The 14,880-nt window shown below is 50.9% G+C and carries 15 protein-coding genes; 8 read left to right on the top strand and 7 right to left on the bottom strand.

The window, feature by feature from the left end; all coding sequences use genetic code 11:
- Window positions 1-2 precede the first annotated feature (2 nt).
- The 5 genes from GCD22_RS14010 to GCD22_RS13990 are packed head-to-tail and all read left to right on the top strand — an operon-like array spanning window position 3 to window position 5,597.
- Complete coding sequence (locus GCD22_RS14010) at window positions 3-926, top strand: glycosyltransferase family 2 protein (RefSeq protein WP_031574466.1); 924 nt, start codon at window positions 3-5, stop codon at window positions 924-926.
- The gene (locus GCD22_RS14005) at window positions 911-2,332 is read left to right on the top strand and encodes a hypothetical protein (RefSeq protein ID WP_140391100.1); all 1,422 of its coding nucleotides are present in this window, start codon (window positions 911-913) and stop codon (window positions 2,330-2,332) included. The genes GCD22_RS14010 and GCD22_RS14005 overlap by 16 nt, the downstream gene beginning before the upstream one ends.
- Window positions 2,325-3,419: a glycosyltransferase family 4 protein gene (locus GCD22_RS14000; RefSeq protein ID WP_226855992.1), complete on the top strand. Its 1,095-nt coding sequence runs from the start codon at window positions 2,325-2,327 to the stop codon at window positions 3,417-3,419. The genes GCD22_RS14005 and GCD22_RS14000 overlap by 8 nt, the downstream gene beginning before the upstream one ends.
- Window positions 3,416-4,597 (top strand): glycosyltransferase family 4 protein, encoded by a 1,182-nt coding sequence (locus GCD22_RS13995; protein ID WP_031574473.1) that lies wholly within the window; start codon window positions 3,416-3,418, stop codon window positions 4,595-4,597. Before GCD22_RS14000 ends, GCD22_RS13995 begins: the two co-directional genes overlap by 4 nt.
- 1 nt (window position 4,598) lies before the next feature.
- The gene (locus tag GCD22_RS13990; protein WP_140391099.1) at window positions 4,599-5,597 is read left to right on the top strand and encodes a glycosyltransferase family 2 protein; all 999 of its coding nucleotides are present in this window, start codon (window positions 4,599-4,601) and stop codon (window positions 5,595-5,597) included.
- A gap of 21 nt (window positions 5,598-5,618) precedes the next feature.
- Here the strand turns inward: GCD22_RS13990 and GCD22_RS13985 are convergent, their stop codons facing one another.
- Complete coding sequence (locus GCD22_RS13985) at window positions 5,619-6,794, bottom strand: glycosyltransferase family 4 protein (RefSeq protein WP_153940846.1); 1,176 nt, start codon at window positions 6,792-6,794, stop codon at window positions 5,619-5,621.
- Between the two features lie 150 nt (window positions 6,795-6,944).
- Here GCD22_RS13985 and GCD22_RS13980 point away from each other — a divergent pair, with 150 nt between their 5' ends.
- The gene (locus GCD22_RS13980) at window positions 6,945-7,349 is read left to right on the top strand and encodes a truncated hemoglobin (protein WP_031574484.1); all 405 of its coding nucleotides are present in this window, start codon (window positions 6,945-6,947) and stop codon (window positions 7,347-7,349) included.
- Here the strand turns inward: GCD22_RS13980 and ilvA are convergent.
- The 4 genes from ilvA to GCD22_RS13960 are packed head-to-tail and all read right to left on the bottom strand — an operon-like array spanning window position 7,346 to window position 10,411.
- The gene (gene ilvA, locus GCD22_RS13975; RefSeq protein ID WP_031574486.1) at window positions 7,346-8,872 is read right to left on the bottom strand and encodes a threonine ammonia-lyase, biosynthetic; all 1,527 of its coding nucleotides are present in this window, start codon (window positions 8,870-8,872) and stop codon (window positions 7,346-7,348) included. The genes GCD22_RS13980 and ilvA overlap by 4 nt on opposite strands.
- Window positions 8,869-9,240 (bottom strand): winged helix-turn-helix domain-containing protein, encoded by a 372-nt coding sequence (locus tag GCD22_RS13970; protein WP_031574488.1) that lies wholly within the window; start codon window positions 9,238-9,240, stop codon window positions 8,869-8,871. The genes ilvA and GCD22_RS13970 overlap by 4 nt, the downstream gene beginning before the upstream one ends.
- On the bottom strand, window positions 9,237-10,199 hold the full coding sequence (locus tag GCD22_RS13965) for a YheT family hydrolase (protein ID WP_031574491.1): 963 nt from the start codon (window positions 10,197-10,199) through the stop codon (window positions 9,237-9,239). Before GCD22_RS13965 ends, GCD22_RS13970 begins: the two co-directional genes overlap by 4 nt.
- A gap of 2 nt (window positions 10,200-10,201) precedes the next feature.
- A complete protein-coding gene (locus tag GCD22_RS13960; protein WP_031574494.1) occupies window positions 10,202-10,411 on the bottom strand; it encodes a (2Fe-2S)-binding protein in 210 nt (69 codons plus the stop codon).
- 274 nt (window positions 10,412-10,685) lie between these two features.
- On the opposite strand from GCD22_RS13960, the gene GCD22_RS13955 reads away from it, so the two are divergent.
- On the top strand, window positions 10,686-11,462 hold the full coding sequence (locus GCD22_RS13955; RefSeq protein WP_031574497.1) for a GNAT family N-acetyltransferase: 777 nt from the start codon (window positions 10,686-10,688) through the stop codon (window positions 11,460-11,462).
- Window positions 11,459-12,367, top strand: a complete 909-nt coding sequence (locus GCD22_RS13950) for a lysophospholipid acyltransferase family protein (protein WP_031574500.1) — start codon at window positions 11,459-11,461, stop codon at window positions 12,365-12,367. Before GCD22_RS13955 ends, GCD22_RS13950 begins: the two co-directional genes overlap by 4 nt.
- A 19-nt stretch (window positions 12,368-12,386) precedes the next feature.
- Here GCD22_RS13950 and hemE read toward each other — a convergent pair whose 3' ends face one another.
- The gene (hemE, locus tag GCD22_RS13945) at window positions 12,387-13,457 is read right to left on the bottom strand and encodes a uroporphyrinogen decarboxylase (RefSeq protein ID WP_081577457.1); all 1,071 of its coding nucleotides are present in this window, start codon (window positions 13,455-13,457) and stop codon (window positions 12,387-12,389) included.
- A gap of 5 nt (window positions 13,458-13,462) precedes the next feature.
- On the bottom strand, window positions 13,463-14,860 hold the full coding sequence (locus GCD22_RS13940) for an FAD-dependent oxidoreductase (RefSeq protein ID WP_031574502.1): 1,398 nt from the start codon (window positions 14,858-14,860) through the stop codon (window positions 13,463-13,465).
- Between the last annotated feature and the right edge of the window lie 20 nt (window positions 14,861-14,880).

The raw sequence follows: 14,880 nt of genomic DNA, 5'->3' as shown, positions 1-14,880 counted from the left end.
TAATGCATGTGTCTGTGATGATTCCTACCTATCGTCGCCCAAAGGATTTGGAGCGATGCCTGCGTGCCTTGGGTGATCAGTATCGTGCCGCCGATGAAATCATCGTTGTGGCGCGACGTGATGACTTGGAAACCCATGACGTGCTTAATGGTGATGCAGCAACATCCCTGCCACTGCATGTGGTCATCGTGGATCTTCCTGGGCTTGTTACGGCGATGAACCTGGGTCTGAATGCAGCAGGTGGGGATATACTGGCGATTACTGACGACGATTCGGCACCTTTTCCGGATTGGTTACAGCGTATCGAGAAAACTTTTCAAAAAGATCAAACGCTTGCTGGTGTTGGCGGACGGGACTTTATTCGTCAAAATGGTACGCTGCTAGATGACCCGGTTCGTCGCGTTGGGAAAGTATTGTGGTATGGAAAGATTATTGCCAATCATCATTTACGTATAGACAAGGCACAATTTGTCGATTTGCTGAAAGGAGTCAATGGTGCTTATCGTTTGTCTGTATTGAAAGAGATTGGTTTTGACCGACGCTTGCGTGGAAGGGGTGCGCAATGGCACTGGGAACTTTCTCTGGGTCTGAGTTTGCACCAAAGAGGCTGGCGCCTGCTGTATGATCCGGAAATACGAGTAAACCACTATCCGGGAAAACTTTTTGAGGATCGTTCAAGAGATGTTTATAATTTCGAAGAAGTGCGTAATCGTTCTCATAATGAAACCCTGGTGTTGCTAGGTTATTTGCCAAGCATTAACCGAATGGTGTTTCTGACTTGGGCCATCCTGGTCGGGACCAGTGAAAGTTACGGAATGATACAAATGCTGCGCTATGTTTCGAGAGAAAAAAAACAGGCACTTGCCAAGTTTCGGGATAACCTGTATGGCCGTTACATGGGGGTACGTTCTTGGCTACGATATTGAAAGACCTCAGCTCGAGTGTTCACTATCGTCGAGGCGTAAATGGGATATGGCTTTATATTGTGCTTTATTGGACATTTCCATTTGCTTTTTATTTTGCCCACCTAAGCTCATTAACCAATTACTTGTTTCCACTTTTTGGATTTGTTTTAGGGGTAAAGCTGTATCGGAATTTCCCAACATTATATGTCAGTAATATGTGGTGGCTCTGGTTCGTTACGCCGGAAATAAGGCGCCTGGTGGATTATCAAATTGGATTTCAGCCCGTTGATCCAATTATGCTTACTCCTTATTTGGTGACGGGGCTTGCATTTTTTACTGTAATAAATTATCTCCCGGAATTGCGTCGAAAGACCCTGTTTCCCATGGCGCTGGTGGTCGTAGGCATTTTTTATGCCTATGTAGTCGGAATGTTGACTGCAGGTTTTATGCCTGCCACCTATGGTTTGCTGAACTGGCTACTTCCGGTTTTATTTGGCTTGCACATGGCTATTCGCTGGCGGGATTATCCGCAAGTTCGTCGCACCCTGTATCACACTTTCGTTTGGGGAACCCTGGTTATGGGGGGGTATGGCCTGATTCAATATGCCCATCCTCTACCCTGGGATACCTACTGGATGACTGCCTCAAAATTGTTGAGTATCGGTCGTCCAGAACCCTTTCAGGTTCGTATTTTCAGCACAATGAATTCTCCAGGGCCTTTCGCCTTTGAATTGATGGGAACCTTGCTTATGTTGTTTGCTGGAGGCGGTTTTTGGCGAATTCCTGCAGCACTTTTTGGTTATTTGGCTTTTTTGTTGTCTATTGTTCGAGCAGCCTGGGGTGGTTGGTTTATTGGTTTGCTTTATATCTTGTCCCGGCTGAAACCAGCACACATGGTGCGTTATCTCGCAGGGATTATTGTAATTTTTATACTTGCAACACCTATGCTGCTTTACAAACCAGTTTATGATCGATTGGAAGCGCGTTTCAATTCCATTGAAAATGTAAAGCAAAATGCCAGTTACCAAGCGCGAACGAAGTTTTATGAAGAGTTCTTTTTAGAGGCCTTTGAAACACCATTGGGAGCAGGTATTGGCAGTACCGGTACTGCAGCCCGGCTTGGTCAAAAAGGGCATGTGATCAATTTTGACAGTGGTATCATGGAGATTCCTTATGTCCTCGGATGGGCAGGAGGAACTTTATTTTTTCTGGGTACTATCTGGACATTAATATCCATATTAAATAATAAGTGGTCAAAAAAAGATCCATTTATAGCCATTTCTTCCGGGATCAGCCTGGCGGTGTTTTCCACTTTAATATTTGTGGATACTTTAATTGGTAGTACCGGGATGCTGTTTTGGGCATTTGCAGGAACTGCTATTGCCGGCATTCACTATCGTCAGGCGGAAGGTATGAAAAATGACTGAGGATAAACTCGGTAGCGATCTGCACGGGAGTAAAAAAATGCGGATCTTGCATATCACTAATCACGTCCTCGAGGTCGGTAATGGTATCGTAAACGTTGCTGTTGACTTGGCCTGCTCACAAAGTGCGCTTGGGCATGATGTTTTTTATGCCTCCGGCGGTGGAGAATATGAAAGGCTTCTGGATTGCCATGGGGTGAAGCACCATTCTATGAGTTTTAGCAAGTCATTGATTGGTTTTCCTAAAATGCTCGTTAATCTAGAATGGGTTATACAGCAAACCCGTCCCGATATCATCCATGCCCATATGATGACAGGAGCCCTGCTTGCAAAATTACTGCGAATACGTAGGCGCTACCGGTTGATTACCCATGTGCATAATGAATTTCAAAAAAGTGCGCGAATTATGTCTGTCGGTGATGCGGTAATTGCAGTCAGTGATGCAGTCTGTCGTTCCATGATAGGGCGCGGAATACCAGCCAGAAAATTGCATGTGGTCCGTAATGGCACAATCAATAGCCCCCGTATGCAAGGAGTCGAAGCCAAGCCGTTGGTTCATCCGGCCATTGTTACGGTTGCCGGGATGTATGAAAGGAAAGGTATTCGCGATCTGATAGCCGCTTTTGCAAACTTGCCTGCGGACCTCCCCAGCTATTTGTATATTGTTGGAGAGGGGCCAGATCGTGCGGTTTTTGAGGAGATGGCAAGAAACAGTTCACGTAAGGACCACATTTTTTTTGAAGGCTTCCAGCCTCAGCCGCACTCTTATTTGAAAAGTGCGGATATTTTTGTTCTCGCTTCCCGCAAAGATCCTTTTCCGCTGGTTGTTCTGGAGGCGAGAGAAAATGCCTGTGCCATTATTGCCAGTGATGTGGATGGTATTCCTGAGGCTTTGGAAGGTGGAAAAGCGGGACAGTTGTTTACTGCCGGAGATGTCACTGATTTGAGTAATCACTTGTATCGATTTTTGTGCGATCAGAATTTGCGCGAACAATTTGCCAAACGTGCATGCACTGGTATTGAATGGCTCACCGTTCAACGCATGACCCAAGAAACTCTGACTTTGTATCAACGAGTTCTGCAGTCATGAAAAATGTGTGCATCATTACCCATAAGTTGAAAAAAGGGGACGGTCAGGGGCGAGTTAATTATGAAATTTTGCTGGCGGCCCACTCCGCAGGGTATGCCATTACTCTTCTGGCCAGTGAATGTGCTCCGGAGATAGCTAGTCTGGAGGGTGTGACGTGGATCCCTGTACCTGTCTCGGGCTGGCCTACCCAGTTGTTGCGTAACCAGTTGTTTGCCTTGCGTAGCTGGTGGTGGTTGAAGAGAACATCGCTAGTTTTCGATTTGGTGCATGCGAATGGCTTCATTACCTGGTATCCGGCTGAAATCAATTCAGCGCACTTCGTCCATGGAGCATGGCAAGATTCTCCATACAATGAAACCCGTACTGAAAAGGGGCTCAAGAAGGCATATCATCAGGTATTTACTTGGATAAATGCAGTGTTGGAGCGCCGATCGTATCGACAGGCGCGATGGGTGACTGCAGTGTCTCCGAATGTTGCTGAAGAGTTGATTGGTATTGGTGTTGATCCAAAAAAAATTATTATTTTGCCTAACGGCGTAGATGTTTTGGAATATTGTCCCAGGACTGCTGGACGAGAACTGCCTGAATTTAGGAAGATGAATGATGTGGCCTTATTTGCAGGAGATTTGCGTTCCTCACGAAAAAATCTAGAAACGGTATTGCGTGCTTTAATTGTCGCCAGATCCTGGCACCTGATTGTTCTTGGATATCTCGAGCATAGTCCCTACCCCGATATGGTTCGAGACATGGATCTTGCTGATCGCGTACATTTTATGGGCTATCGCGAAGATGTGACGGCTTTTTTGCATTCCGTCGATCTGCTGGTTTTCCCTTCACGTTATGATCCTTGGGCCATGATTGTTTCTGAATCTCTGGCTTGTGCTGTGCCGGTGATTACCGCCAGAACGGTTGGGGCTTCATTTCAGATCCCCGCTAATGGTGGATGGATTCTTGATGATCCTGACGACTATCAGTCTATTGCAGAGTTTATGCAGGGCTATGCTCAAATGAGCCTTTCAAAGCGCAAGGAAATGGCAACTGCTGCGCGTAATTCGGCCATGAATCTATCGTGGGAAATTGTTTCTAAAAAGTATGTTGAGTTATATGATTGTATGTCATCTAATGAGTCCGATAATTGCTGTCATTATTTTAATATGAACTCTTTTTTGGGCCATTAAAGTGAATGAAAATAATTGTACAATAACTAGTATGGAAGTGTTGGCTACAATCATCATTCCTGCTTTTAGGCGCACACGTTATGTTGGTGATGCTATCCGATCGGCGCTCGCGCAAACTTTAAAAAATATTGAGATTATTGTTGTTGATGATTCTGATTCAGAAGATATTAAAAATATTTGCGATAGTTTCGAGGACGCAAGGTTGACTTATCGATCTAATAAAATCCGTCTGGGTGTCCTTGTAAGTTGCAATAATGCCGTATCTGAATCTAATGGGCAGTATATCACTGTCTTGAATGATGATGATTTGATCGCTCCTGAATTTCTGGAGCGTTCTGTAAATATTATGGAAAATAAACCACATTTGGCTTTGATTTTTTGTGATCACTGGATTATTGACGAGCATGGAATTATACAAAATTATTTAAGTGACAGTAATACAACATATTGGCATCGAAATTCCCTGATGGAGGGAGAGTTAAAAAATCCGGTTGAAGACTTGTTTAACGGATCTATATCTGTTGGTTCGACAAGCGTATTCAGAAAATCCCTTATTGATACTTCAATGGCCTATAAAGACGTTGGCGTGTGTGCTGATTTATGGATGGCATGCGTATATGTGCATTCGCAATTACCTATCTACTATATTCCTGATCGTTTAGCAAGTTACCGTGTTCATGGAGATTCTGAAACTAACGGTGGTACACCCAGGCTCCCTGATTCAGAAAGATATATTTATGGTTTTTTACTTCATGAACAGTGGTTTCCGGATAAGAATGAACTGATTAATAAAAGGATTGCCAATGCTACATTCAGAAGTGCAAAAGCTCGTTTAGTTTCTGGTAATAAGAAGGAGGCGCGTAAACTATTTGCGCCTTGTGTCAAGAAATACAGATCGCTTCGATGTGTTATAGGTTTCATTTTGTGTATGCTTCCACATTCTTTGTCGACGCGATTTATTTCTCTTAAAAGAAAAAATTTTTACTCTAATATTCGTTAATTATTGAATTTATTTATATTTTTAATTTTTATCATTAAAGCTTATCCATTCTTTTTCTGTAACCTCTTTAAATTCTTCACAAAAGCGTTCAGAGCCGAAACGCAAAGCGTTTTCCCGGCAGTTGATGGGTTTGATCAGCGCAATATTTTTTTCGAAGTATTCTACGGCTGCCCTGATAGCTGACTGGGTTTGTTCGTAAAAAAAGACGCCGGTAGCTTTCTGCATTTCTGGTCCATTGTGTTGGGCATTACCTTCAAGCAGCGGAACGATGGTTTCACGCGCCCCCCCCTTGCCAAAGGCTATCACTGGCGTACCGCAAGCCTGGGCTTCCAACGGTGCGATGCCAAAATCTTCTTCTGCTGCAAATACAAAGGCTTTCGCATTCTGCAAATGCTCCAGCAACACCTGGCTTTCGGCAAAGCCCAGTAACTGCACATTAGGACCTGCAGCGGCCCTGACTTTTTCATAGTCTGGTCCATCACCGATGACGATCAGTTTTTTGTCGGGCATGGCCGTGAAGGCCGCGACAATCAGGTCTACTTTTTTGTAAGGGACCATGCGCGAGGCGGTTACATAATAGTTTTGTTTTTCTTGCTGCAGAGTAAAGCTGGAAATGTCTACCGGTGGCGCAATAATTTGTGCCTGACGCCGGTACACCTTGAAAATTCTCCGCGCAACAAAGGTAGAGTTGGCGATGAAACTGTCCACACCATTGGCTGTGCGGGTATCCCAAAGACGTACATAGTGCAGGATAATGCGCGCTATCCATCCCTTGATACCATGATCCAGTCGGGACTCCTTTAAGTATTGATGCTGGAGATCCCAGGCATAACGAATGGGCGAATGCACATAACTGATGTGTAGTTGATCCGGCCCGGTCAGTACACCTTTGGCAACGGCATGACTACTACTGAGGATGAGGTCATAACTGGAGAGATCAAATTGTTCGATGGCTAGAGCCATGAGGGGTAAATAGCTACGGTACTTGGTCCTGGCTTTGGGCAGTTTTTGAATAAATGAGGTGTGGACGGGCTTGTTGGCGATGAAGCCACGTTTGTTGTCGGGAAGAAAATCTACCAGACTAAACAGATCTGCTTCGGGATAGCACTGGATCATCTGTTCCAGTACGCGTTCGGCACCAGCATAAGTTACCAGCCAGTCATGAACGATGGCCACGCGTGGCTTTTGGAGCGTCATTGGGGGTGTCCGGTGGTTTGCATGTGGGCTGATTATAAAGGGTTTGGATGGCAAGACAAATATCGCTTTCTGATGATGCACTGGAATGCCTCTGCTTCCGGTATGAAATTCTGCTAAAATCCTCCAGTCAAGATTTTTCGGATACATCCAATGGAAACCAGCAATCCCCCCAAGCGGCGGCTTGAGCCGCTCTGTGACAAAATATCCCTGCCGGTGATTCGCGCGGTGGTAGATGACTTTTACAATCGTATTCAGGTGCATCCGACCCTGGCCGAGCCATTTTCCATTGTTCAGGACTGGGACTTGCACAAGGATCGTCTGGTGCATTACTGGTGGACGGTATCGGGTGGACTGCCCTACAAGGACTACCGCTATGCGCTGGGGGACAAGCACGCCCCGGTGGGGGTCACCAATCCTTTGGTGGATGACTGGCTGGCTTTGTTTCACGAGACCATGCTGGACCACATGGACGCGGATTTGGCCAAACGCTGGCACGGTATGGCTGCGGGTATTGGTGAATCCCTGCGCTTGATGTTCGCGCCTCGCGAGAATTAGGCCGGGCCGTCACCCTGGTCCAGGAAAAAGCGATAGGCGGGATTGCTGCTTTCGGGATAATTGGGATAGTTTATTCTGGTCAGCATGTCTTCAAAGCGCTGCAAATCCGTATCAGGGACTTCAAAACCGGCCAGGACGCGCCCCAGGTCCACCCCGTTATTCCGGTAATGAAACAGGCTGATATTCCACTGGCCGCCCAGCTTTTCCAGAAATTCCATGAGCGCCCCCGGCCTTTCCGGGAACTCAAAGCGGTAGATGCGCTCATTTTGCGCTTCGCTGGCATGCCCGCCGACCATGTGGCGGATATGCAGCTTGGCCATTTCGTCATCGCTGAGGTCCAGCGCCTGATGTCCGCTTTCGCGTAATTGCCGGAGGAGGGCAGCGGCATCTTCCCGATTACGAATGGCGACGCCGACAAAAATATGGGCGCAATCCCGTCGGTGCAGCCGATAGTTGAATTCGGTGACGACGCGCTGGCCGATTGCCGTACAAAAGTCCTGGAAGGCACCGGGCATTTCCGGAATGGTGACAGCAAACAGGGCTTCCCGGGCTTCGCCCAGTTCGGCGCGTTCGGCAATGAAGCCCAGCCGGTCAAAATTCATGTTGGCGCCGGAGAGCAGGGCGACCCAAGCCCCACCCTGTCCAGGGTCTTCAGCCGCCTTGCGTTTCAGTCCGGCGAGAGCAAGAGCGCCAGCGGGTTCCATGATGGAACGGGTTTCATCAAACACATCCTTGATGGCGGCGCAGATTTCATCATTGCTGACCCGGACGACCTCATCCACATATTGCTGGCAGAGGGCAAAGGTGTGTTCACCGACCTGTTTGACGGCCACACCGTCGGCAAAAATACCTACCTGGGGCAGAGTGATCCGTTTCCCTGCCTGCAGGGACTGATACATGGCATCGGCTTCAAAGGGTTCGACGCCAATGATGCGAATTTCCGGGACAATGGACTTGAGGTAGGCGGCTACTCCGGCGATCAGTCCACCACCCCCGACGGGCACAAAAATCGCCTCGAGACCGGCACCCCGCTGCCGTAATATTTCCGCCCCCACGGTTCCCTGCCCGGCGATGACCAGGGGATCATCAAAGGGCGGGATAAATACCATGTCCGATTGCTGCACCAGTTGAAAACAATAGGTTTGGGCGTCCGAAAAGTTATCGCCGTGCAGAATCACTTCAGCGCCCCGCGCCCGCACCGCATTGACCTTGATTTCGGGCGTGGTGGCAGGCATGACGATGATGGCACGAATGCCCAGTTTCTGGGCGGAGTAGGCGACGCCCTGGGCATGATTGCCCGCGCTGGCGGTAATCACTCCGGCGGCTTTTTCGGCGGCGGAAAGTTGGGCGATTTTGTTGTAGGCGCCGCGTAGCTTAAAGCTGAATACCGGTTGCAGGTCTTCGCGCTTAAACAGAACCTCGCGCTGCAGGCGTGCACTCAACTTGGGCGCGGCTTCCAGCGGGGTTTCCCGGGCAACATCATAAACCCGGCTGCAAAGGACTTCCCGAAGCAGATTTTTCACGATTTTGGCTGCTCCCGGGGCTGGAGTTGCATGAGTTTGCGGAATTCGGCAATGTCCGGGGCCAGTGCGGCATTGGCTTTTTCTTCCATGGTTTCATAGCGGCGCAGCACTTCTTCACCCATTTCCGTCAGATGGGCACCGCCGCCGTGACTGCCGCCGGTGGCAGTGCTGACCACAGGCGTAAGAAAGCTGTGATTCATGGTGTCTACCAATAACCAGGCGCGTCGGTAACTCATGTGCATACAGCGGGCCGCAGCGGAAATGGAACCGGTTGCGCGGATATGGCGAAGCAACTCGGCTTTGCCGGGGCCAATGGCAATGGCTTCTGCCAGTAAAACCCGCAGACGTGGTTGCAGATGATCGCTCATGCGTTGTTCCTCCCGTCAAAATAATCCAGCAATGTGTGCGGTAACCAGTCCAGACGTCCGGGAAAAGGCCCGGACATGAAGCCTACATGCCCCCCATGTGGGGTTACGCAGGGCGTTATCGCCGCACTCAACATCGCCTTACGAACGCTGGCTATGGGTACAATCGGATCATCCGCGCTGTTTAGCAGCAGGGTAGGCACGGTAATATGACGAAGCAGGGGAGCGGATGATCCTTCTTCCCAAAAACTTTGGGCGCCTGCGAAACCATGTACCGGGGCCGTAAAATGCTCGTCAAAATCATACAGGTTTTTGGCGGAAAAAACCTGTGGCCAATCTGCCAGTTCTGGATAGTGTCGCTGAAAACGGCGCACACTTTGTTTCATGTTTTTCAGAAAGTAACGATTGTAAAAACGAATTCTGCCTTTCTGCAAAAATTCAGCAGTCGCTACCAGATCAATGGGGGCACAGACGCCAGCGGCTTTACTCAGGATCGGCTCAGCGTTGGCTCCCTGTTCACCGAGATATTTCAGAAGAGCATTGCCGCCCAGCGAAACACCTACTGCATAACGATTTCTGTCGGGCAGGAGTTCTGCAACTTTTTCCAGCATCCAGGCAATTTCGCTGCTGTCGCCGGCGTGATAACTGCGGGGCAGGCGATTGTCGATACCACCGCAGCCACGAAAATTGATGAAACAGCCGCCCCATCCTCTGTGGCGCAGGGCACTTGCCAGTGCCAGTGCATAATGTCCCCGTGAGCTGCTACCCAGGCCATGAAACAAAATGACCACGGGCGCTTGGGGAGGGGCGTCTATCCAGTCGACCGCCACTTGATCATGATCGGGTGTGGTCCAGATTTCACGGCGCAGGGGAACCTTGCCGGATCGGGCGAAAAAGGGGGCCCAGATCGTCTGCTGATGCCCACCCCGGGACCACCAGGGTGGTTGAAATTCACAGGACAACTTTAATCTTCGATGTAAGCGTCGTGCTGACGTAGGTAAGCCTCAAGATCGTCAATACAGCTTCCACAACCGCCGCCACAACCGGCGTGGACCATCAGCAGTTCCATAAAAGGTAAAGGTTCAGCGCGTTGGCGCTCCAGAATTTCCATAAAAGTGGCGGCCGAACAACAGCAGTAAGGGCTGTCATCGGCTTCCTCGGGTTCGGCAGACATGGTAAAAGCTTCACCTCTCAGCAAGGTACGCTGGAACAATGCCATACAGTAGCCATTGCGGGCGCGGGGTGCAAGACTTTGACAGCGGATTTTTGCAGGGAGTCGATTATTTTGCACTTGGGGCTGGTAATGTCTGAATCATGCTATAAAATGGCCCTATTGGGTGAACTGGATCTTGTTTGTCACAAAAGGTTCATAAAAGTGCCGCACTATTGTCATATTTGTGAGTCATAATAAGGAAGGTTTGCTATCGTTTTTGCACGGAGAGCTCTGCATGTTAAGCACTCAATCTCACGGCAGTACCGATCACGTGACTAAGAAAAAAGATCGTTCCTTGCGACTTTATCTGGCCCGTCATCAGGACGAAGTGGAGGCAGCGCAACGTTTACGTTATGAAGTGTTCAGTGCCGAATATGGCGCCCAACTCAGTGGTGGGCCGGGTCTGGACCAGGATGAATATGATCCTTTCTGTGAGCACCTGATTGTAGAAGATGAAAACCGTCAGGAGGTGGTGGGGACTTATCGCCTTTTCCTGCCCGAGAAAGTCCCTTCAGTGGGCCGCTATTATGCCGAGACAGAGTTTGATTTATCCCGTTTGCTCGCCCTGAACAGCCGGATCATGGAGCTGGGTCGTTCCTGCGTACATCCCGATTACCGTCAGGGCGGGGTGATTACCCTGCTTTGGTCGGGGCTGGCTGAGGCCATGTCCATGTGGCAGATCGATTACCTGATGGGTTGCGCGAGTGTGCACAGTACGGATGGCCCGGCCCTTGGGGCGTTGTATCAGCAACTTCAGCAATATTTGACTCCGCAGGAACAACGGGTTTTCCCGCTGCGCGAGGTTCCGGGTTTTGACCGGCTTGCAGAGGTGGAAGCCGCTTCTTTGCCTTCTCTGTTGAAAGGATATTTGCGGGCCGGTGTCCGGGTGGGGGGAGAGCCGTTCTGGGATCCCCAGTTTCACTGCGCAGATTTTTTTGTATGGTGTGAATCCAGCCTCATCACCCCCCGTTATCAGCAGCGCTTTCTGGAACCGGTGGGCTCCAGAAAATGAGAAGGCGCAAACAAACGCCGGCTCCGGTTCTCATTCACTATCCGGGGCGGCGTTTGCGGCGTATGCGGCCCAATGCCCTGCGGCGTTTTTGGCGGATCCCTATGCTGTTGCTTTATCTCTTGTTGGCTTATCCGCTGGCGCTGTGGACTTGTGCCCGCAAAGCGCAACCTGATGCGTCCAGTTATCGGGCTTTTGCCTGGTGGAGCCGTCGCGCCTTGCGGGTTTTGGGAATTCGCCTGCGTGTAGATGGTAAAATCCCGGTACAACCCGTGATGATTGCCGCCAACCATGTGTCTTATCTGGATATTCTGGCTCTGGCGACCTTGATTCCCGGCCGTTTTGTGGCGAAAAAGGAGATGCGTGACTGGCCCTTTTTCGGGATCATGGGGGTCTGGCTGGGAACTTTGTTTATTGATCGCAGCGATGCCCGTGCCAGTCAGCGCATCATGCGTCAGGCCAGTGACATTATTATGGCCGGAACCAGCGTGGTGCTGTTTCCGGAAGGAACCACCAGTGATGGTAAATCGGTGGGCGAATTTTATGCCGCGCCTTTTGAAACAGCCGCAGCCGCCAAAGCTGAAACGGTTCCGGTGGCCCTGCGTTATGAGGACGTGCTGCAACCGGGGCAACCCGATGGATTGTGTCCTTTTGTTGGGGACGACAGTTTGTTCGGACATCTCTGGCGGCTGGCCGCTGCAGCACCCTTAACCCTGCGGGTGGAATTTCTACCCGCCTTACCTTCTGAACTGGGGCGGCGGCAGCTCGCACAGCAAACCCGTATGGCAATCAGTGAGGCCTTGCAGCGCATGGAACAGGGTGCTTCTGTAACTTATCTGCAACCACGGCGCGGGCGTCATCCGCTGCGCGATGCTTGGGCAGCCTGGCGACGCAGCCACGGTGGCTGAGATTTAACTCTTTTCAAACTTAAATGGACTGCCTTGCAGGGTTCCAGCCATGGACCGTGTCCACGAGGGTGGCAACATTCTCTATGGGTGTTTGGGGCGTGATTCCATGTCCCAGATTGAAAATATGACCTGTTCCAGCACCATGACTTTCCAGAACCCGTAGAGCTTCCTGCCGTACGCCTTCGCTGCTGCCATACAGGGCAATAGGGTCCATGTTTCCTTGCAGGGCGACCTTTTGACCCAGCCGCTGCCGGGCGACATGCAGTTCCGTACTCCAATCGAGTCCGATGACATCAGCACCACTGTCGGCCATGGCCTCCAGCCAGTTGCCGCCACCTTTGGTAAAGATAATGACGGGAACTCTTCTCCCGTCTGCTTCGCGGCGCAGGCCAGCAATAATCCGGGTCATATAGGCCAGAGAAAACGCTGCATAGGCGGGAGTGCTGAGGCTGCCGCCCCAGGTATCAAAAAGCATGACAGCCTGGGCACCAGCAGCAATCTGGGCATTCAGATAGGCGGTTACTGAAATGGCAAGATGCGCCAGCAAATGGTGCAAGGTGGCGGGGTCGCTGTAAAGCAGGCTTTTGATATGGATGAAATCCCGGCTGCCACGACCTTCGATCATGTAGCAGGCGAGGGTCCAGGGGCTGCCGGCAAAACCGATGAGGGGTACGCGCCCATCGAGCTCGCGACGAATCAGGCGTACGGCATCCATCACAAAACGCAGTTCATTTTCAGGATCAGGTTGACTGAGGCGGGCAATGTCCGCCGCAGAGCGCAGGGGCTTTGCGAAAACCGGGCCTTCTCCTTCCTGAAAACTCAAGCCCAGACCCATCACGTAGGGGATGGTGAGAATGTCCGAGAAAAGGATGGCGGCGTCCAGGGGGAAGCGGTCGATGGGTTGTAAGGTGACTTCGCAGGCCAGTTCTGGCGTGGTGCAAAGAGTCAGGAAGTCACCCGCCCGGGCGCGGGTGGCACGGTATTCCGGGAGGTAGCGACCCGCCTGCCGCATCAGCCAGACCGGTACCTGATCTACGTTCTGCTGCAGGCAGGCGCGCAGAAAGCGGTCATTGTGCAAGGTGCTGGCCATAATCCTTAAACTCCCAACTGATCGAGAATACCCTCGGCGGCTTTGCGGCCTTCATCCACGGCAGTGACCACCAGATCCGAACCGCGCCGCATGTCGCCGCCCGCAAAAATGCGGGTATTACTGGTCTGAAACTGGGCATTGGTGCGAATCCGTCCGCGCTCGTCAATTTCAATGCCGTGTTCTCCAAACCAGGAGGCGGGGGAGGGATCAAAGCCAAAAGCAATGATGACCACATCCGCATCCAGAATTTGCTCGGAACCGGGGATGAGTTCGGGATGACGGCGACCTTTGGCGTCGGGTTCGCCCAGCTGCGTTTCCACCATACGGACAGATTTTATACCTTCTTGTTCAGTGCCGATAATTTCTACAGGCTGGCGATTGAAGAGGAATTTCACGCCTTCTTCGCGGGCATTGGCGACTTCCCGTCGGGAGCCGGGCATGTTTTGTTCATCGCGACGATAAGCACAAATGACGCTGCTGGCGCCCTGACGCACGGCAGTCCGTACACAGTCCATGGCCGTATCGCCACCACCCAGTACGACCACTTTTTTGCCGGAAAGGTTGATGTAGGGCAGAGTCGGGTCCGGAAGCTGCATCAGATGACGGGTGTTGGCAATCAGATAAGACAAGGCCTTGATGACGCCGGGCAGATGCTCACCGGGGAGATTGCCGGTCTTGGCGGTATAGGTGCCCATGCCGAGGAAGACGGCATCAAAGTCTTTGAGCAGTTGTGCCAGGGAAATGTCTTTACCTATTTCTGTTCCCAGTTGAAACTCAATGCCCATTTCCTGCAGCAGATCCGCGCGGCGGGCAATGACTTCCTTTTCCAGCTTGAAGGGTGGAATACCAAAAGTCAGCAGTCCACCTACGGCCGGATAACGATCAAAAACCGTGACTTGGGTGCCGGCACGATTGAGAACATCCGCACAGCCCAGTCCTGCGGGTCCGGCTCCGACGACGGCCACCTTTTTACCGTTGGGGCTGACGGTACCGGTGCTGGGACGCCAGCCGCGTGCCAGGGCTTCCTCGCTGATGAATCTTTCGAGATTGCCGATAGTGACGGCTCCGTAGCCGTCATTGAGGGTGCAGGCGCCTTCGCAAAGCCGGTCTTGCGGGCAAATGCGTCCGCAGATTTCCGGGAGGGTATTGGTCTGATGGGAAAGTTCTGCCGCTTCTTCAATGCGGTTTTCAACAATCAGCTGCAGCCAGTTGGGAATGTAATTGTGCACCGGGCACTTCCATTCACAATAGGGGTTACCGCAATGCAGGCAGCGATCGGCCTGGAGCTTGGCACTGTCCAGATCAAAACTGGTGTAGATTTCCTTGAACGCTTCGCGGCGTTCTTCTACGTCCAGTTTTTTCGGGTCCTGCCGTGGGTCTTCGATGAATGCAAAATGGCTCATAATTTTTCCTCGGGATAGCG

Source organism: Acidithiobacillus thiooxidans ATCC 19377 (assembly GCF_009662475.1).
Taxonomy (GTDB): domain Bacteria; phylum Pseudomonadota; class Gammaproteobacteria; order Acidithiobacillales; family Acidithiobacillaceae; genus Acidithiobacillus; species Acidithiobacillus thiooxidans.
The sequence above is the reverse complement of the archived record's forward strand: the minus strand, read 5'-3'. Positions and strand labels throughout refer to the sequence as shown.